This window comes from Vogesella indigofera (genome assembly GCF_028548395.1).
Lineage (GTDB): Bacteria > Pseudomonadota > Gammaproteobacteria > Burkholderiales > Chromobacteriaceae > Vogesella > Vogesella indigofera_A.
The window spans coordinates 344,412-363,674 of the sequence record NZ_JAQQLA010000001.1; the positions used below are offsets into that span (position 1 = coordinate 344,412).

Genomic DNA, 19,263 nt, shown 5'->3' on the forward strand with positions numbered 1-19,263 from the left:
GGCAGGCGGACGATAAGCCGCCAAAGTGGCTGTATTTTATGTCAGATCGGCGCGTGCGCCTAATCGCAGCAGCATAAAGCAGGTGCTGGCTGGCCGGGAATCTGGCCGTGTGTGGGGCGCTTGCGGCCAACCTTGCCGCGGGCAAGGCCGAGACGGCGCGGCCAGATGTAGGGCGGGCGTCAGTCGACGCGGTAGCGGATCCAGCCGCGTGCCTGCAGGCAGCTGCGGTACAGGTCGTCGCGCGCACTTTCGTTGATGTCGTAGCTCTCGGTTTCGGCGTCCTGCCAGTACGGCAGCGTGCGGCTGCAGCGGGTGCCGGCGGGCGAACAGAACCAGGATGGGGCGAAGCGTGGCGGCCGGGTGATGCGCTCGCCCGCCAGCGGCGGGAAGGCCTGCGCCGCTTCTTTCTTGCACTGGAAGCTGTCTTCGTCAAAGTTGGCATCGTAGCGGGTGGCGTGGCGCCACTGGTAAGTGGCGCAGGCGCTGAGCAGCGCGAGGCTCAGCAGCACAAGCAGGCGGTTCATGAGGGTGTCCCGTGGCGCAATGCCGATACCCTCAGTTTAGCCCGTCGCGCTGCCGGCGTGGCCGGGCGGCGGTTATTCCTTTGGTGGATAAAGAATACAAAATTCATTGGTTTGTATGGCTTTGTCATCGTTTTATGATGAGCCATCTTCTCGTGACCCCTGAATGAAAGCCGACCATGAAACTCAAACTGACCCTGGCCCTGCTGCTGGCCGCTACCTCTACCTCCGCGCTGGCCGACCGCCTCGACGACATCAAGAAAGCCGGCGTGCTGCGTGTCGCCGCCTTCGACAGCAACCCGCCGTTCGGCTTCCTCGATGCGCAAAGTCGCCAGATCAGCGGGCTGGATGTGGACGTGGCGCGCCACATCGCCGGCAAGATCGGCGTCAAGCTGGAGCTGGTGCCGACCAATCCGGCCAACCGCATTCCGCTGCTGGTGTCGGGCAAGGCCGACCTGATTGCGGCCAACTTCACCGTGACACCGGATCGCGCCAAGCAGGTCGATTTCAGCCTGCCGTACTTTGCCTCCGGCCAGCAGTTCATCAGCCGCAAGGGCACGCTGGCCACGCCGGCACAGCTGGCCGGCCTGCGCGTGGGCGCGGACAAGGGCACCACGCAAGAGATCACGCTGCGCGAGAAATACCCGGCCACCAAGGTGGTGTCCTACGACGACACGCCGCTGGCGTTTGCCGCGCTGCGTAACGGCAACGTGACCGCGATCACCCAGGACGGCTCCAAGCTGGCCGCCCTGCTGGCCAATGCGCCGGACAAGGACAAGTACGAGATCGCACCGTTTACGCTGACCCGCGAATTCCAGGCCATCGGCCTGCCCAAGGGCGAGGCGCGGCTGGTGAAGGTGGTCAACGAGGTGCTGCTGGGGCTGGAGAAAAACGGCGAAGCGAAAAAGATCTACGACCACTGGTTCGGCCCGGGCACCAAGGCGCCGCTGCCGCGTGACTTCCGGATCGGCGACAAGGCCTGATCCGCCGCGGATTCGGGTGTCAATCACGGCCGCCGGGCTTGCCTGGCGGCTTTTCTTTGCTGAGAGGGAGTAAATCATGACACCGCCTGCATGGCTGGGTTATGGCTGGCTGGAGCCGCATTTCATCGGCTGGATGCTGCAGGGCGCGGCGCTGACGGCGTGGCTGGCGCTGCTGGTGTGCATGCTGGCAACGCTGCTCGGCGTGCTGCTGGCCGCAGGTCACGAGCAGCGCTGGCGTAGTGTGCGCCTGGCGGTGCGGACCCTTCTGTCGCTGCATCGCAATACGCCGCTGATGGTGCAGCTGCTGCTGTGGTACTTCGGCGTAGCCGGGCTGCTGCCGGAAGCGGCGATGCTGTGGCTGAATGCGCCGCACGAGGTGACGCTGGCCGGCTGGACGCTGGCCTGGCCGTCGTTCGAGTTCGTGGCGGCGCTGGTGGCGCTGTCGCTGTACAGCGCGGCGTTCGTTGCCGAGGAAATCCGCGCCGGCATCCGCAGTGTCGCGCTGGGGCAGCGCGCGGCGGCGCTGGCACTGGGGATGACGCCGCGCCAGGTGTTCCTCCACATCGTGTTGCCGCAGGCGCTGCGCGTGGTGCGCCGCCCGCTGCTGGGCCAGTATCTGGGCGTGATCAAGAACACCTCGCTGACCATGGCCATCGGCGTGGCCGAGCTGTCGTACAGCTCGCGCCAGGTGGAGAGCGAGACGCTGCTGACCTTCCAGGCCTTTGCCGTCGCCACGCTGCTGTACCTGCTGCTGGTGCTGGGCGCGCAGCTGGCCGGCGGGCGGGTGCGGCCAACCTTGGGAGAAGGACGATGACGGCGGTCGAGGTGATCGGCACCAATCTGGACTACCTGCTGCTGGGCAGCTGGCCGGCCGGGTCGCTGGGCGGCATGGCGCTGAGTGTGGTGATGGGGCTGACGGCGGCGCTGCTGGCGTCGCTGCTGGGGCTGGCGGGCGGCATCGTGCTGACGCTGGGGCATCCATCGTTGCGGCAGCTGGTAGCGCTATCCGTCGCGCTGCTGCGCGCCATCCCGGTGGTGATGCTGATTTTCTGGTGCTACTTCCTGTTGCCGGTGCTGTTTGCCATCGACGTGCCGGGCACGCTGATGGTGATTGCGGCACTGGCGCTGATCGGTGGCGCTTTCCTGACGCAGGCGGTGCACGCCGGCATTGCCGCCATCGCCGCCGGGCAGTGGCAGGCCGGGCTGTCGCTGGGCTTCAGCCGCTGGCAGACGCTGCGCCTGATCGTGCTGCCGCAGGCGCTGCGCATCATGGTACCGTCCTTCGTCAACCAGTGGATCACGCTGGTGAAGGACACCTCGCTGGCCTATATCGTCGGCGTGGCCGAGCTGACCTTTGTCGCTTCGCAGGTGAACAACCGCGAACAGGTGTATCCGCTGCCGGTATTCGCCACGGTGGCGCTGCTGTATTGGCTGTGGTGCAGCAGCCTGGTCTGGCTGGGCGCGCGCTGGGAGGCGCGCTACGCCAGGGGTGGCCGCAAATGACAAAACCCGGCCGCAGCCGGGTTTTGTCGGGTGTGCGGGATCAGGCTGACGCCTGTTCGCGTCTGGCGGCCCAGCGGTACAGTGCGATACCGGCGACGATCATCGGCACGCTCAGCCACTGCCCCATGCTGATGATGTCGGACTGGCCGAAGATGCCGGCGTCCGGGGTGCGGAAGAATTCGGCGATGAAGCGGAAGCTGCCGTAGCCGATCAGGAACACCGCCGACACCTGCCCCAGCGGCCGGCGTCGTGCCGAGAACAGCCACAGGATCACGAACAGCGCGAGGCCTTCCAGCGCCGCCTGGTACAGCTGCGACGGGTGGCGCGGCATGGCGTCGACGTGCGGGAAGATCATCGCCCACGGCAGGTCGTGGCTGGCGATGCGGCCCCACAGCTCGCCGTTGATGAAGTTGCCGATGCGCCCGGCGGCGAGGCCGGTCGGCACCAGCGGTGCCACGAAATCGCTGATCCGCCAGAAGCTGACGCCTTTCCTGCGTGCGAACAGCAGCATCGCCGCCAGCACGCCGATAAAGCCGCCGTGGAAACTCATGCCGCCTTTCCACACCATCAGGATCTCGGCCGGGTGCGCCAGATAGTAGCCGGGCTGGTAGAACAGCACCTCGCCCAGCCGCCCGCCGACGATGACGCCGAGCACCGCCCAGGTCAGGAAATCGTCGAGATCCTTGCCGTTCCAACCGCAATCCGGCTGCTGTTTGATGCGGACATGGCCCAGCCACAGGAACAGGCCGAAGCCGACGAGGTACATCAGGCCGTACCAGTGGATGGCCAGCGGGCCAAACTGGATGGCGACAGGATCAAACTGGGGATGGATCAGCATTTGTCAGGTATGTGCGTTTGCGGTAAAAGGATAGAGATAAATTATACGGAAAGCGTTACCGGTCGTCGCGCTGCTACCCGCCGCGCGACGCCTTATGTGTAGAACATGCCGGCACCCGCAAGTTCTACCGGCCGGGCAATATCCCGCCCGGCCCGCGACGCGCCGCCAGATCAAAGCGACAAAGCCATTACTGCATTCAAGGACACATCATGCCTCAATACCGTTCCAAGACCTCGACTTCCGGCCGCAACATGGCGGGTGCCCGCGCCCTGTGGCGCGCCACCGGCATGAAGGACGAGGATTTCCAGAAGCCGATCATCGCCATCGCCAACTCCTTCACCCAGTTCGTGCCCGGCCACGTGCACTTGCACAATATGGGCCAGCTGGTGGCGCGCGAGATCGAGAAGGCCGGTGGCGTGGCCAAGGAATTCAATACCATCGCGGTCGACGATGGCATCGCCATGGGCCACGGCGGCATGCTGTACTCGCTGCCATCGCGCGACCTGATCGCCGACAGCGTGGAGTACATGGTCAACGCCCACTGCGCCGACGCGCTGGTGTGCATCTCCAACTGCGACAAGATCACCCCCGGCATGCTGATGGCCGCGCTGCGGCTGAACATCCCGGTGGTGTTCGTGTCCGGCGGCCCGATGGAGGCCGGCAAGGTCAACTGGCGCGGTACCGAGCGCAAGCTGGACCTGGTCGACGCGATGGTGGAAGCCGCCAACGACAAGATCAGCGACGAGGACGTGGACAAGGTGGAGCGTTCCGCCTGTCCGACTTGCGGCTCCTGCTCCGGCATGTTCACCGCCAACTCGATGAACTGCCTGACCGAGGCGCTGGGGCTGTCGCTGCCGGGTAACGGCTCGATGCTGGCGACCCATGCGGATCGGAAAGAACTGTTCCTGCGCGCCGGCCGCCTGATTGTGGAGATTACCAAGCGCCACTATGAGCAGGACGATTACAGCGTGTTGCCGCGCAGCATCGCCACCAAGGCCGCGTTCGAGAACGCGATGAGCTTGGACGTGGCGATGGGCGGCTCCACCAATACCGTGCTGCACTTGCTGGCTGCCGCCAGCGAGGCCGGTGTCGATTTCAAGATGACCGACATCGACCGCATCTCGCGCAGCGTGCCGTGCCTGTCCAAGGTGGCGCCGGCGACGCAGAAGTACCACATGGAAGACGTGCACCGCGCCGGTGGCGTGGTCGCCATCCTGTCCGAGCTGGACCGTGCCGGCCTGATCCAGCGTGAGGTGCCGACCATCCACAGCGCCACTATGGGCGCCGGTCTGGAAGCGTGGGACATCCGTCGCCACGGCGCCGACAGCGAGGTGCACCGCTTCTACCGCGCCGCGCCGGGTGGGGTGCCGACCACTATCGCCTTCTCGCAGTCGATGCGCTACCCGACGCTGGACGACGACCGCGCCGAGGGCTGCATCCGTGACAAGGAACACGCCTACTCGCAGGACGGCGGCCTCGCCGTGCTGTACGGCAACATCGCCGAGCGCGGCTGCATCGTGAAGACCGCCGGCGTCGACGACTCCATCCTCAAGTTCACCGGCCGCGCCCGCGTGTTCGAAAGCCAGGATGACGCGGTGGCGGCGATTCTGGCCGACAGCGTGGTGGCCGGCGACGTGGTGGTGATCCGCTACGAAGGTCCGAAAGGCGGCCCGGGGATGCAGGAAATGCTGTACCCGACCAGCTACCTGAAGTCCAAGGGCCTGGGCAAGGAGTGCGCACTGCTGACCGATGGTCGTTTCTCCGGCGGTACCTCCGGCCTGTCCATCGGCCACGTGTCGCCGGAAGCGGCGGAAGGCGGTGCCATCGGCCTGGTGGAAGAGGGCGATCGCATCGAGATCGACATCCCCAACCGCGGCATCCGCCTTGCTGTATCCGACGAAACGTTGGCCGCACGCCGCGCGGCGATGGAAGCCAAGGGCGCGCTGGCGTGGAAACCGGTCGACCGTCAGCGCGTGGTCAGCCCGGCGCTGCGTGCCTACGCCGCGATGACCACCAGTGCCGACACCGGCGCGGTGCGCGACGTGTCGCAGGTGGAACGCAAGTAAGTCACACCTCGTTACGGCCAACCCTGGCCGCATCCCGTCAAAACGGCAGCCCCTGCGGGCTGCCGTTTTTCATGGCCGTCGCGGCGCTGGTTACGATTTGTCACAGTTTGCCGGGCGCGCTGCCGCTACCATGCGGTCACCACCTGCTTAAACAGACAATCGCGGTTTTTGATCGTGTTTCGATACAAAAGCGGACAGTCTGCGCCGGTTCGGACGCTTGTGTCATGAACCGGTAATAAGCGTGGCAGGGCTGGTGCCGGTACCGGGTGTTGCGGTGCCGACGGCCAGCCCGCGACAGACGGCACAACCATATCCATAACAAGCAGCGGCCAAAAAAACACGCTGCACACGGCAACGAAGAGCAAACAGCAAACGGGAGAGATGGATGTTTAAAACGGTAAAGGCCCAATTCATGGCCATGGTGGGCGCGGCGGCCATCGGCATCGTGCTGATGACGATCTGGGCGTTGTTCAACCTTGGCCAGACCCTGACCGAGCAGGCGGTACGTGATACCCGCCAGCTGGCACAAAGCGCGGCCAGACTGGTGGAAAGTTACGAGGCGCAGGCGGCGACGCTGGGCGAGGATGAGGCGCGGCGGCGGGCGATGGCTGCGGTGATGGCGATGCGCTTCGGCGAGGACGGTTACTTCTTCGTCACCGACGACCGCTTCACCTACCTGGGCCACCCGATCCGCCGCAACCTGGTTGGCAGCAGCATGACGGCGCAGGTCGACCCTAACGGCGTCAATCTCGGCGCCGCCTTCCGCCAGGCGCTGGCCGGCGGTGGCGTGGCCGAGTATCACTGGGCCAAGCCCGGCTTCGAGCAGCCGGTGGGCAAGATCGCGGTGGTGCAGAAAACGGCGCGCTGGGGCTGGGTGATCGGCACCGGCATCTACGTCGATCATATCGATAACGCGGTGTGGCGCCAGGCGCTGTTCCTCGGCGCCGGCTTGGTCGGCCTGTTGCTGCTGCTCCTGGCCATCGGCTACGTCATCGGCCGCCGCCTGATCGGCCAGCTCGGTGGTGAGCCGGCCTACGCGGTGGAGGTGGTGGCGGCGATTTCCGCCGGACGGCTGGATACCGCGGTCGATGTCCGCCAGGCCGAGCAGGGCAGCCTGCTGGCCAGCATCGCCGACATGCAGCAGCACCTGCGCGACATGGTGGGGCAGGTGATCACCAATGCCGACTACCTGGTGTCGGTGGCCGACGGGCTGATGGACAACGTCGATCGCGTTGCCGCCGGTTCCGACCGCCAGAGTGGGGCCGCCACCGCGATGGCGGCGTCGGTGGAGCAGATGACGGTCGGCATCAACCATATCGCCGCCAATGCCGAACACGCGCACGAGCTGGGGCGCAATTCCGGCCAGCTGTCGCGTGACGGCGCGGCGGTAGTGCGCAAGGCGGTGGACGAGATGCGGGTAATCAGCGATGTGGTCGGCACCGCTTCGCAAAGCCTGCAGCGGCTGGTGGAGGATGTCGGCAATATCTCCTCCATCGTCGGTGTGATCCGCGATGTTGCCGACCAGACCAACCTGCTGGCACTGAATGCGGCGATCGAGGCGGCGCGTGCCGGCGAGCTGGGCCGCGGCTTTGCCGTGGTCGCCGACGAGGTGCGCAAGCTGGCGGAGCGCACCGCGCAGGCCACCGGCGACATCGTCGACAAGATCGAGCAGATCCGCCGCTTGTCGGCGGATACCAGCCAGGCGATGGTGGAAACGGTGGCGCGCGTTGCCGCCGGCCGTGCGTTGGCCGATGAGGGCGGCGACGCCATCGCCAGCATCGAACAGGCGTCGGCGGCGGTGCTGCGCGCGGTGGAGGACATCTCGCTGGCGCTGAAGGAGCAGAGCGTGGCCAGCAACGACATCGCCGTCAACGTCGAGGGCATCGCCGGCAGCGCCAGCGACAACGCCGCCGCCGCGCGTGCCGCAGCCGACGCGACGCAGAGCATGCACGGCCTTGCCGGCGAGCTGCACCAGTCGGTGACCAAGTTCCACCTCGGCTAAGAACGTGTTCACGATCTGCTGTAACTGATCTCACGGGGCGATACGGCGTTGAAAACGGCTTCGGCATGCTGGTTGATATCTGGATAAACGCCGCGCCCCTCAGTTTTCGCCTTGTCTCGCTCGCGAGATCGTGAACACGTTCTAAGCGCCGCCTGTTCGTACCCGCCGCCAGCCACGCCGGCCGGCTGTTACGGGCATGGCCTGCGGCCAACCTTGGCAGCGGCCGTCTAGTGTGTTCTCCTTGCGCCTTTGCCGCCGGAGCCACCGATGACCCCTCCTTCCCCGCTTGACGCCGCGCTGGCGCAGTATTTCGGTTTTGATGGCTTCCGCGACGGCCAGCGCGAGGTGGTGCAGGCACTGCTGGACGGCCATTCCGCGATGGCGATCTTCCCCACCGGCTCCGGCAAGTCGCTGTGCTACCAGCTGGCGGCGACGCAGCTGCCGCACCTGACGCTGGTGATCTCGCCGCTCTTGGCGCTGATGCGCGATCAGCTGGCCTTCCTGCAGCAGAAAGGCATCGCCGCGGCGGCGATCGACTCCAGCCAAAGGCGCGACGAGGCACAGCAGGTGATGGCCGACGTGCGCGCCGGACGCATCAAGGTGTTGATGGTGTCGGTGGAGCGGCTGAAGAACGAGCGCTTCCGCCGCTTTATCGCCGAGGTGCCTCTGTCGCTGCTGGTGGTGGACGAGGCGCACTGCATCTCGGAGTGGGGCCACAACTTCCGCCCCGACTACCTGAAGCTGCCGCAGTACCGCCAGCAGCTGACCATCCCGCAGGTGCTGCTGCTGACCGCCACCGCCACCCCGGCGGTGATGCAGGACATGGCGCACCGCTTCGACATCGCGCCCGAACACATCACCGTCACCGGCTTCTACCGCCCCAACCTGCACCTGCACGTGCGCGCGGTGGCGCAGGCGGACAAGGACGCGATGCTGCTGAAGCTGCTGGCGCGCACGCCGGGCGCCGCCTGCGTGGTGTACGTCACCCAGCAGCAGACCGCGGAAACGTTGGCCGCACGGCTGCAGGCGCAGGGCGTCGGCGCCGCCGCCTACCATGCCGGGCTGGACAGTGCGCTGCGCGAGCAGATCCAGGACGAGTTCATGCGCGGCGACACGCCGGTGATCGTCGCGACCATCGCCTTCGGTATGGGCATCGACAAGGGCAACATCCGCCAGGTGATCCACTACGACCTGCCCAAGTCGGTGGAAAACTACAGCCAGGAAATCGGCCGCGCCGGCCGCGACGGTGCCACCTCGCTGTGCACGCTGTTGGGCAACCGCGACGGCCTGCACGTGCTTGAAAACTTCGTCTACGGCGACACGCCGCAGCAGGCGTCGATCGCACAGGTATTGCAGCGCATCCGCGACGAGGCGCAGCACGGGCAGTGGGAGATGACGCTGTACGGCTTGTCGGCGGACAGCAATATCCGCCAGCTGCCGCTGAAGACGCTGCTGGTGTATCTGGAGGTGCAGGGCGTGCTGCAGGCGCAGTACAGCTACTACAGCGAGTACCGCTTCCAGCTGCGCGAGGACGAAGCGGCGCTGCTGGCGCACTTCAAGGACGAGCGCCGCGATTTTGTCGCCGCACTGCTGGCGCACAGCAAGCTGGGGCGCAGCTGGTACGCGTTCGACTTTGACAGCTTCCTGCAGGCCTTCCCCGGGCAGCGCCAGCGTGCGGTGACGGCGCTGGAGTTCATGGACGAGCGCGGCTGGCTGACGCTGGAAACCAAGCAGATGACCGAGGTGTACGCGGTGAACGACGCTACGTTCGATGTCGCCACGCTGGCCGCCAGCCTCTATCGCCAGTTCCAGGCGCGCGAAGACAGCGAGCTGGCGCGCCTGCAGCAGATGCTGCGCCTGTTCGAAACGGAAAGCTGTCTGAGTTTCGCGCTGGCCAGCTACTTCGGCGATGCCGCCGCGCCGCGCGAATGCGGCCATTGCCTGGTGTGTCGCGGCAAGCCTGCGCGGCTGCCGGCGGCACCGGCGCAGGCCGCGCTGGACGCCGCCACGCTGAACGGCACGCTGGCGGCGCTGCACGACAAGCTGGGTGCGGCAGCGGAGGCGCATCTGGCGGCCTGCTTCCTGTGCGGCATCACCCTGCCGCGGCTGACGGCGCTTCGCGCGGCGCGGCTACCCGGCTTTGGCCGCTTTGCCGGCTATCCGTTTGCCAGTGTGCGCGAGCTGTTGCAGGGCCAGACGGAGTAAGAACCTGTTCCCAATCTACGGCGACTGATATCCATGGGGCGATAGCGTGTTGAAAACGGCTGCGGCAGGCGTGTTTATCTCTGGATAAACGCCGCTTGCCAGCCATTTTCGCCTTGTCTCGCGTGAGTGCGCGAGATCGTGAACACGCTTCAAGAGGGGGCGTTGCGGCCAACGTTGGCCGCAACGTTTGAATGCTCAGTAGAAGCCGAGCGCGCCCAGCAGGCTGAAGATCAGCACGAAGCAGGTAATGCCGGTCAGCAGCAGGTTGGTCTGCTTTTCCTTGTGCAGCGAGGTTTCTAGCGAGCGCTCCTGCGACTGCAGGCTGTGCAGCTTGTGCTGCAGCTCGGCGCGTTCCTCGTCGTGGCGTGACAACGTGGTCAGCAGCGCGTTGAGCGACACCTCGGCCACCTTTTCGTTGTCCCAGCCGCTGATCAGCTGCCGCACCCGGGCCTTGTGGTAGCGGCCGTGTACCTGGCTGCCGTCGTCCCACTCGAAATCGAAGCCGTGCGCCGCCAGCCGGCTGTTGCGGTGCGCGCGTGCCTCTTCGCCGTCCGCCTCCGGCGCCGGTAGCACGCTGGGTAGCACGCGGTAGTCCGGGTAGCGCTGTTTCAGCCAGCTGATGGCCTGCGAGTAGGCGTAGCCGGACAGGCCGAGACCGGCGATTTCCGGACTGAGGCTGAAGCCGGATTTCGGCCCGAACGACACCGTGTGCGACGGGTGATCGACCGCCACCTGCAGGCAGTTGCGGGTGTTCATCCATTCCGATGCTTCGCCGCGCAGCGGCAGCCACTGGCTGCCCTCGGCGCGGGCGAAGGTGACGAACTGGATGCGGAAAAAATCGGATTGGAAGGTATGGCCGCTGCTGATGCGGCTGAACAGGTAGATCGGCACTCCGTTGTCGAGCAGCGCAATCAGCTGCTCCGCCTGCGGCGTGCAACGGCCGGCGAGATGGCTCTCGTCCTCCGGCGACGGCAACGGCATCGCCTCCGGCTCGCTGGCGGTTTTGTCGATTTTCGGTGGCGTTTTCAGGCTTCGGCTGGACATGGATGCATGGTTTCAATCGTGCGTGGCGGCTAGCGTACACCATTTCAGCCGTCGCGGCGTGTGGTGACGGGGCACGGCAAGAGGTGGCCGGGGAGGCCCCGGGGTGGTGGGTGGCCATCGCGCCGGCCTGGCCGCCTGCAAGCATCGTTCTCGATACGCGAATGCAGATATGCCGATACATCAATTTTCACCTCAGGCCGCGGCTTCTAACATGGTCACAAACTGTGATTTCCCAGTTAGGTAGTCCACTCATCACGCCTCCCCAAGCTGCCAAGGCGGGCCGGCAGAGAATTGATCCTCCAGCCATGATTTGAAGGCGAGCGTGCTGGCGGCGGCAAATTTGGCCGACGGGCGCACCAGGTAGATGCCGCCCACGGCGCCCAGTTGCCAATCCGGCAGCACGCGTAGTAGCCGGCCGGCGGCAAGATCGCGACTCAGCAGCCACTCGCCGGCAGCCAGAATACCGACCCCGGCACGGGTGGCGGCGAGCAGCGACTCGCTGTCATTGCTGGTTATTGATCCAGTGACCGTGATCGACTGCTGTTGCTCGCCACTGCTCAGCTGCCATTGCGGAAAGGTGGCAAAACCACTGAAGCGCAGACAGTTGTGGCCAGCCAGTTCCTGTGGCTGGGCCGGCACCCCGTGCGTCGCGAGATAGGCGGGAGAGGCACACAAGATGCGGCGATGCTCGCCCAGTTTTCTGGCGATCAAGCGGCTGTCGTGCAGCTCACCGATGCGGATGGCCAGATCAAAGCCTTCGGCGATGATGTCCACGAAGCGCTCGCTGTAGTCTGCCACCAGCGATACTTGCGGATGGGCAGCCAGAAAGGCTGGCAGCATGGGCGCCAGCCATTGCCGGCCCATGGCGGCCGGGAAGGCCACACGCAGCACGCCGCGCACTTTCGCTGCGCCGGATGCCGCTTCCTGCTCTGCGGCGGTAATCAGGCCGATGGCGGTGCGTAGCCGTTGAGCCAGTTGCGCACCGGCATCCGTCAGGCGCAGTTGCCGGGTGGTGCGCTCGATCAGCCGGATACCCAGCCGTGCCTCCATCGCCGCTACCCGCTTGGAAACCACGGTTGGGTGGCGCTGCAACAGGCGGCCGGCGGCCACGAACGAGCCTTCGGATGCCACGGCGAGCAGGGCGGCGATTTCGTCACTGTGCTGGTTGTCGAGCAAGTCGTGCATCATGGTCTCAGAATAATGGCTCCGGACGAGCGTCCGGACTCAAGGTCGGCGTGGGCGCTTGCCACGTCGGCCAGCGCGTAGCACCCCCAGATGTCTGGCGTAATGATCCCGCTGTCGATGGCGGCCAGTACGTCCTGCGCCCGTTCCTGATATTCGGCAATAGTGGCGGTATGGGCGGCCAGCGATGGCCGGGTGAGAAACAGCGAGCCTTTGGCATTCAGGGTGGCCAGTTCAACCGCTGCGGGCACGCCGGAAGACGCGCCGAACGACACCATCACACCGCGTGGCCGCAGGCTGTCCAGCGACGCCTCGAACGACAGCCTGCCAATCGGATCGTACACCACGTCCACCTTGCCGCCGCCGGTAATGCGGCCAACCTCGGCGGCCAGTGTCGCGGGGTCGAACACCAGTACCGCACCGCAGCCCAGTGCCTCGGCCCTGGGCACGCTGGCGGCCCGGGACACGACACCGATCACGAATGCGCCCAGCTGCTTGGCCCACTGCGCCATGAGCGCCCCCAGCCCGCCGGCCACGCCGTAGAGCAGCATGGTGGTGCCCGGGCCAACGGGGTAGGTGCTCTTGAGCAGATACTGGGCGGTAAGCCCCTTGAACATCACCGCGGCGGCGTCTTCACAGGACAGGCTGTCCGGCAACTTGACCAGCCGCTCGGCCGGATAGAGCCGGCCACTGGCATACGCGCCAAGCGGGCCGTTGGCATAGGCGACCCGATCACCCACCCGGACGTTGCTGACGCCATCACCGACGGCGGTGACTTGCCCGGCACCTTCCAGCCCCAGCCCCGAGGGCAGCGGGACTTTCACCACGCCATTGCGCTGCATCACATCCAGATAGTTCATCCCGATGGCGACTTGCTCAACCCAGGCCTCCCCCGGCCCCGGTGTGGTCATGGCGGCTTGTTCGATCTGCAAAACTTCCGGGGTGCCAAATTGCTGAAAGCGGACAACTGCAACCATCGTGGTCTCCTTGCGGTGTGGGGGAGTGCTTCTGATACGGATGGTTGGAATTATGTGAACGCTCAATGAATTGAACAATGATGCAATTTTGCATTTCATTGCTGCAATATTTGCAGTAATTGCGGCTGTCTCTTGCCTGTGCCGGCAGCAAGCCGCTGGGGTGGCCGGGCACCAGCGGCTAACGCGAGCGCGGCCGTTGAGCAAACCGGTGGCGACTCAATAGGTGTAACGACTGATCACATGCTTGACCTTCTGCAAGGCCTGCTGCAGCGCCTCCAGTCCGACGGAGCCCAGCGCCAGGCGGAGTGCGTGCGGCACGGAGGTGGACGTGGCGAAAGGCTCCGCCGTCGATACCGAGATCTGCTCGTGCTGCAGTGCCGCCACCACTTGGTCTGCACGCACTTCTTCGCCCAACGGTAGCCAGAGAAAATAAGACGCCGGATGGCTGATGTAGCACAGCCCTGATAGCTGGCTGCCGGCCAGCAGTTGCCGGCGTTGCGCATCGTCGCGTTTGGCCGCTTCCAGCCGCGCGACGGTGCCATCGTCGAGCCAGCCGCAGGCGATGGCGGTCATCACGCCTGGAGTGTTCCAGCTGGTGGCCCGGATGGCGCGTTCGATGGCCGGCACCCACTTGGTCGGGGCGGCGACGAAGCCGACACGCAGCCCGGTGGCCACGCTCTTGGACAGGCCGGAAACGTACACGGTGATCTCGGGGGCCAGTGCGGCCAACGGTGGCGGCGGCGCTTCCGCCAGGAAGGCGTAGGCGGCGTCCTCGATGATCAGCAAGCCATGGCGGCGGGCGATCGATACCAGCCGCTCCCGCTGCGCCGCACTCATCACCCAACCCCGCGGGTTGTGCAGGGTCGGCATGCTGTAGACGGCGCGTATCCGGCGATGCTGGCACAGCCGTGCCAGCGCATCCAGATCGGGGCCTTGCCCGGTGGCCGGGATCGGCAGCAGTTCAAGGTGCAGCGCCTCCGCCAGTACTTTGAAGCCGGGGTAGGTGAGGGCGTCGGTGGCGACGACATCGCCCGGCCGCAACAGCGCCATCGCCGTCACTGCCAGCCCATGCTGGGCGCCATTGACGATCAGTACCTGCTCGCCCCCGACCGCCACCCCGCGGTTTGCCAGGTGGCGTGCCACGCTCGCCCGCTCGTGTGGACGACCGCCATGCGGCTGGTAGCGCAGCAGGCTCTCCAGATCACCGGCGGCGGCCAGCTGGCGCAAGGCGTCACGCAGCAACTCGGTCTGGCCGGGTAGGGCGGGATTGTTGAAGTTGAGATCCACCATGCCGGCTGCCAGCGCGTGCTGGTCGATGCCAAGGCCGGCAGGCAGCGAGGTGTCCCTGACAAAGGTACCGCGACCGGGCTCGCCGCTGACTAGCCCCATCGCTTCCAGTTCGGCGTAGACCCGCGTGGCGGTGACCAGCGCGATACCTTCCTTGGCGGCCAGTTGGCGGTGCGTTGGCAGCCGCGTGCCTGGTGGCAGCTGGCCGGCGCGGATGTCTGCGGCCAACGTATCCACCAATCGTTTGTAGCGTGCCCGGGCCATAAGGAATATATCCATGACAATTTTTTGATTGTATTGATTGTTGGGCATACGCTGGGGCGTCGCAACCTGATTCGTACCGAAAGACGGCACCATGCACATCGCTATCCTCACCTTTGACGGCTTCAACGAACTCGATTCTTTAATCGCGCTCGGCATTCTCCACCGCATCAAGACGCCCGGCTGGCGTGTGTCGATCGCCAGCCCCACCGCAAAAGTCCGTTCGATGAATGGGGTGGTGCTCGAATCGCACATCTCACTGTCCGAGGCCAGCCAAGCGGATGCGGTGATCGTGGGCAGTGGCATGCAGACGCGGGAGGTGGTCGCGGATGGCGCGCTGATGGCGCAAATGCAGTTTGATCCATCCCGGCAGCTGCTGGGCGCGCAATGCTCCGGCACGCTGGTACTGGCCAAACTTGGCTTGCTGGACGGGGTGTCGGCCTGCACCGACCTGATCACCAAGCCCTGGGTACAGGAGGCCGGCGTTAGCGTGTTGCCGCAGCCTTTCTTCGCCAGCGGCAATGTGGCCACGGCCGGTGGCTGTCTCGCCTCACCGTATCTCGCCGCCTGGGTGATTGCCCGGTTGCAGGGTGTCGAGGCGGCCCGCAGTGCCCTTCACTACGTGGCGCCGGTGGGTGAGAAGGAGGACTACGTCTCCCGCGCCATGCGGCATGTCGCGCCGTACTGTGCACAACCCCGGCTCTTGTAGGGATGCCGACCCCATGATTGGCATGGTCATTGCCGTTGTTGGTGATTTTTTCAAGTGATTGATTTTATATGGGAAATGTTTTTTTTGGTTGCTGCGGCCACTTTGCAGTGACCAGTTTTCCTCCTCCCTGCAAGGTTTGCGTGTCCAGTCATCGTCTGGACAAGTGGCAGCTAAGGCACGCTTGCTCAATCCCCGGAACTCTGTGGCTCTGGTCGGAGGGGACTAATTCTCATGATTATTGTTGATGCGCGTTAAAGCCGATTGGCATTAATGTTTTTCCCAAAAATAAAAATATGTTATCAAAAGGCTGATGATTTTATATTAATTGCTTGTTTTGTCTTTTAAAAAAGAGTTTTTGTTAAAAAATATAGTGATATTTATCAGTTATTCACTGGTTTCTTGTTGTTTGATTTTTTGGAATCAGCTCAAATGTCATTTGCTAAAAATACGCGACATTTGAGGTGCTCATGAACCGCGCTTACATCGTTATCTGGAATGCAGTCACTAACACATGGCAGGTTGTCACTGAGATTGCCAAGCGGCACGGGAAGTCCAAATCCGGCCGTTCTGTTACTGGTGTTGCCGCAGCGGTAGCGTTCGCGTTCTCCGGCATTGCTGGCGCGGCCCCCCTGCCGACGGGGGGCAGTGTCGTCGCGGGTAGCGGTTCGATCAGCCAGTCCGGCCAGACCATGACCGTCAACCAGGCAACTAGCAAGATGGTGGTCGACTGGCAGAGCTTTTCGGTGGGAAGCGGCCATACCGTCAATTTTGTACAGCCCAATGCCAATGCCGTTGCACTGAACCGGGTGCTGGGTTCCGATGTTTCCGTTATCCAGGGTGCCATCAACGCCAACGGCAAAGTGTTCCTCCTCAATCCTAATGGCGTACTGTTTTCCCCTACGGCACAGGTCAATGTGGGTAGTCTGGTGGCATCCACTTTAAATATGACCACGGTTGACTTTATGGCTGGCAACTACCAGCTGACCGGAGGCAGTAACAATGCGATTGTGAATCAAGGCAATATCACCGCCGCTGGTGATGGTAGCAAGGGCGGTACGATCACCCTGATCGCTGCCAAGGTCAGCAACGAGGGCTGGCTGACTGCGGATGCCGGATCGGTGCAACTGGCTGCCGGGACGGATGTCACCCTTGATCTGGGCGGCCCAGTCAAACTGCAGATCAGCCAAGGCGCATTGGATGCAGCCATTTCCAATGGCGGAGCGGTTCGGGCCGATGGGGGGCTTGTCTACCTGACGGCCAAGGCATTGACCGAACTAAGTAGCGCTGTCGTCAACAGCACTGGCGTGGTGCGTGCGCAAACACTTACCAGCGGTAAAAAAGGCGAGATCCTGCTGCTGGGCGATATGAAGGTCGGCACACTGAATGTGGGCGGGGTGCTGGATGCCAGTGCGCCACAAGGAGGAGATGGTGGTGCCATTGAGACTTCGGCTGCCAATGTGCAGACACTTCAAGACCTGCAAGTGAATGCTGGCGCCGAGCAAGGCCAGGGTGGCAGCTGGCTGATTGATCCATACAACTACACCATCAACGCCACGGCGGCCGGCAATATCGCTACTGCGCTGAATACTGGTACCAATGTCACGGTCACCACCCAGTCGAACAATACTGCTTACGGCAGCACGGGCAGTGGTAGCGACAGTGGTGATATTACTGTCACCAGTGCGATTACCAAGTCGGCTGGCGGTAGTGCCGCTCTAACCTTGCAAGCGGATAACAGCATCATCATCAGTGCGCCTATTAGCTCGACGGCTGGTGCGCTGGCCATCAAACTCAGCGCGGCAAACAATCCTGGTTCCGCTACCGGTGGGGTCAATGTCGGCGCCGATCTGACGTCCAATGGCGGGAATATCCTGATCGGCGGGGCCGGCGGTAACCAGACTACGGCGACATCGTATGGTATCGGTTACGCGTTGAATCAGACGACGACTTCCGCAGCAGTAAAGATCGGGACAGGAGTTACCATCCAGTCAGGTGGCGGAAACATCACCATTAATGGCCAATCCAAGGCAACAACCAGTACATACGATGCGACCAAGGCCGGTGTGTACGTGATGTCCAATGCCACGATAGATTCCGGTGGCGGCTACATTTTCATCAGTGGCAAGAGTACCGGGGATGCCAAAGTATTCGGTTTTGGCATCCAGGGTGGCTCTGGCACCACCACCACCTTTAAAACCTCCGCGAATCGGGGCGGTATTGTGGTCGATGCCTGGAACACGCTGGACTCCCAAGGGGCTCTGGGTATGGTGAATAACGGCAGCCAGGCCCAAGTACAGTTTTATGCCCCCAATGTGGCTTATTACCTTTTCCGTATCAACGGAAACAATCAGGCCGCTGCTTTTACCCAGAATAACCCGTGCCATCCTGGCTACCCATATTGTGGCACCATGGTCATTCCGGGGGGCAACCAGAGTTACACCTCTGCCCAATACAACGTCACAACGCCGGCTACACAGGCGATCTATGTGCTGACAGGTGACGGCACCAAGGTTTATGACGGTAATGCCACGGCCAGCAATGTCGTCTTGAGCACGATGGGCGGACCGAACGGCTTTAACGTGAGCGATCTGGGCACGCTGGCTTTTTCTACCGCCAGCAAGAACGTCGGCAGTTATAGCTCGCTGACACCGGACGACAGCAATCCTGGCAGCTACGCTTCCGGTACCTACGCGGTGGGTTACTTCAACCAGGGTACCTACAGCATTACACCCAAGTCGATCAGCGCCGTGATCGGCAATAAGGTCTATGACGGCACGACGGATGCGGCGGTTTCATCCGTCGGGTTTATCACTGGCGATGCGGTGAACTTCAGCTATACCGCCGGTAATTTCTCACAGAAAGATGCTGGCAGCGACCTCAATGTCAGTGTGACCGGGATTACCTTGTCGGGTACCGATGCGGCTAACTACAGTTTGTCTGGAGGGACTTCTCTTACCGGTACAGCCGACATCATCGCTCGTTCGGTAGACCTGTCTGGCGCGCGTGTTTATGACGGTTCGACACATGTAGGCAACAACATCTTTACCCTTGGGAATCTGGTCGGTTCGGAAACACTGACGTTGAGTGGTGAAGGGACTGTTGCCGACAAGAATATCGGTACTGGCAAGGTCGTCACAACTACCGGGCTGAGCCTTGGCAATGGCAGTAATGGTGGTCTGGCATCCAACTACACCTTTGTGGGTGGAACCCAGATTGCCAACATCACCCCGGCACAGCTGACCGTTTCCGGACTGACGGCCAATGATAAGGTCTACAACGGCACGCTGGCGGCCACCCTCAGCGGTACGGCGGTACTGGCGGGCACCATCTACGAAGGTGACGGCGTCAGCCTGAGCGGCTCGGCAAGCAGCGGCAGCTTTGGCGACAAGAACGTGGGCGACGGCAAGAGCGTCAGCGCCAACCTGGACGGCCTGAGCCTGAATAACGGCAACTACCAGATCGCCGGTGTGACCACTGCCTTGACGGCCAACATCACCCCGGCGCAGCTGACCGTTTCCGGACTGACGGCCAATGACAAGGTCTACAACGGCACGCTGGCGGCGACCCTCAGCGGTACGGCGGTACTGGCGGGCACCATCTACGAAGGTGACGGCGTCAGCCTGAGCGGCTCGGCAAGCAGCGGCAGCTTTGGCGACAAGAACGTGGGCGACGGCAAGAGCGTCAG

Annotated in this window: 14 protein-coding genes; 8 read left to right on the forward strand and 6 right to left on the reverse strand. The window is 63.7% G+C overall.

What is annotated here, in order from left to right:
- Positions 1-179: 179 nt before the first annotated feature.
- On the reverse strand, positions 180-524 hold the full coding sequence (locus tag PQU89_RS01740; protein WP_272764330.1) for a hypothetical protein: 345 nt from the start codon (positions 522-524) through the stop codon (positions 180-182).
- A gap of 176 nt (positions 525-700) precedes the next feature.
- Between PQU89_RS01740 and PQU89_RS01745 the strand changes: the two genes are divergently transcribed.
- The 3 genes from PQU89_RS01745 to PQU89_RS01755 all read left to right on the forward strand — a co-directional run bounded on the left by PQU89_RS01745 (position 701) and on the right by PQU89_RS01755 (position 3,007).
- Positions 701-1,504 carry an ABC transporter substrate-binding protein gene (locus PQU89_RS01745; protein WP_272764331.1) on the forward strand — a complete coding sequence of 268 codons (804 nt, stop codon included), beginning with the start codon at positions 701-703 and terminating at the stop codon, positions 1,502-1,504.
- A gap of 76 nt (positions 1,505-1,580) precedes the next feature.
- The gene (locus PQU89_RS01750; RefSeq protein ID WP_272764332.1) at positions 1,581-2,318 is read left to right on the forward strand and encodes an amino acid ABC transporter permease; all 738 of its coding nucleotides are present in this window, start codon (positions 1,581-1,583) and stop codon (positions 2,316-2,318) included.
- A complete protein-coding gene (locus PQU89_RS01755) occupies positions 2,315-3,007 on the forward strand; it encodes an amino acid ABC transporter permease (RefSeq protein ID WP_272764333.1) in 693 nt (230 codons plus the stop codon). The genes PQU89_RS01750 and PQU89_RS01755 overlap by 4 nt, the downstream gene beginning before the upstream one ends.
- 40 nt (positions 3,008-3,047) lie before the next feature.
- Here PQU89_RS01755 and lgt read toward each other — a convergent pair whose 3' ends face one another.
- Positions 3,048-3,845 carry a prolipoprotein diacylglyceryl transferase gene (gene lgt, locus PQU89_RS01760; protein ID WP_272764334.1) on the reverse strand — a complete coding sequence of 266 codons (798 nt, stop codon included), beginning with the start codon at positions 3,843-3,845 and terminating at the stop codon, positions 3,048-3,050.
- 209 nt (positions 3,846-4,054) lie between these two features.
- On the opposite strand from lgt, the gene ilvD reads away from it, so the two are divergent.
- From ilvD to PQU89_RS01775, 3 genes are all read left to right on the forward strand, one after another.
- A complete protein-coding gene (gene ilvD, locus PQU89_RS01765) occupies positions 4,055-5,911 on the forward strand; it encodes a dihydroxy-acid dehydratase (RefSeq protein ID WP_272764335.1) in 1,857 nt (618 codons plus the stop codon).
- Positions 5,912-6,296: 385 nt separating this feature from the next.
- Entirely contained in the window at positions 6,297-7,913 is a 1,617-nt protein-coding gene (locus PQU89_RS01770) for a methyl-accepting chemotaxis protein (protein WP_272764336.1), read from the forward strand.
- A 267-nt stretch (positions 7,914-8,180) separates the two neighbouring features.
- Entirely contained in the window at positions 8,181-10,118 is a 1,938-nt protein-coding gene (locus PQU89_RS01775) for a RecQ family ATP-dependent DNA helicase (RefSeq protein WP_272764337.1), read from the forward strand.
- A gap of 195 nt (positions 10,119-10,313) precedes the next feature.
- On the opposite strand, the gene PQU89_RS01780 is transcribed toward PQU89_RS01775, so the two are convergent.
- From PQU89_RS01780 to PQU89_RS01795, 4 genes are all read right to left on the reverse strand, one after another.
- Entirely contained in the window at positions 10,314-11,162 is an 849-nt protein-coding gene (locus PQU89_RS01780) for a hypothetical protein (RefSeq protein WP_272764338.1), read from the reverse strand.
- A gap of 252 nt (positions 11,163-11,414) precedes the next feature.
- Complete coding sequence (locus PQU89_RS01785) at positions 11,415-12,350, reverse strand: LysR family transcriptional regulator (protein ID WP_272764339.1); 936 nt, start codon at positions 12,348-12,350, stop codon at positions 11,415-11,417.
- Positions 12,347-13,321, reverse strand: a complete 975-nt coding sequence (locus tag PQU89_RS01790; RefSeq protein ID WP_272764340.1) for a quinone oxidoreductase family protein — start codon at positions 13,319-13,321, stop codon at positions 12,347-12,349. Before PQU89_RS01790 ends, PQU89_RS01785 begins: the two co-directional genes overlap by 4 nt.
- A 216-nt stretch (positions 13,322-13,537) precedes the next feature.
- Positions 13,538-14,887 carry an aminotransferase-like domain-containing protein gene (locus PQU89_RS01795; protein ID WP_272764341.1) on the reverse strand — a complete coding sequence of 450 codons (1,350 nt, stop codon included), beginning with the start codon at positions 14,885-14,887 and terminating at the stop codon, positions 13,538-13,540.
- 76 nt (positions 14,888-14,963) lie between these two features.
- Here PQU89_RS01795 and PQU89_RS01800 point away from each other — a divergent pair, with 76 nt between their 5' ends.
- Both PQU89_RS01800 and PQU89_RS01805 read left to right on the forward strand, forming a co-directional pair.
- On the forward strand, positions 14,964-15,578 hold the full coding sequence (locus PQU89_RS01800) for a DJ-1/PfpI family protein (RefSeq protein ID WP_272764342.1): 615 nt from the start codon (positions 14,964-14,966) through the stop codon (positions 15,576-15,578).
- 467 nt (positions 15,579-16,045) lie between these two features.
- Positions 16,046-19,263 (forward strand): YDG domain-containing protein (locus tag PQU89_RS01805; protein WP_272764343.1); only part of this gene is annotated, 3,218 nt, incomplete at its 3' end.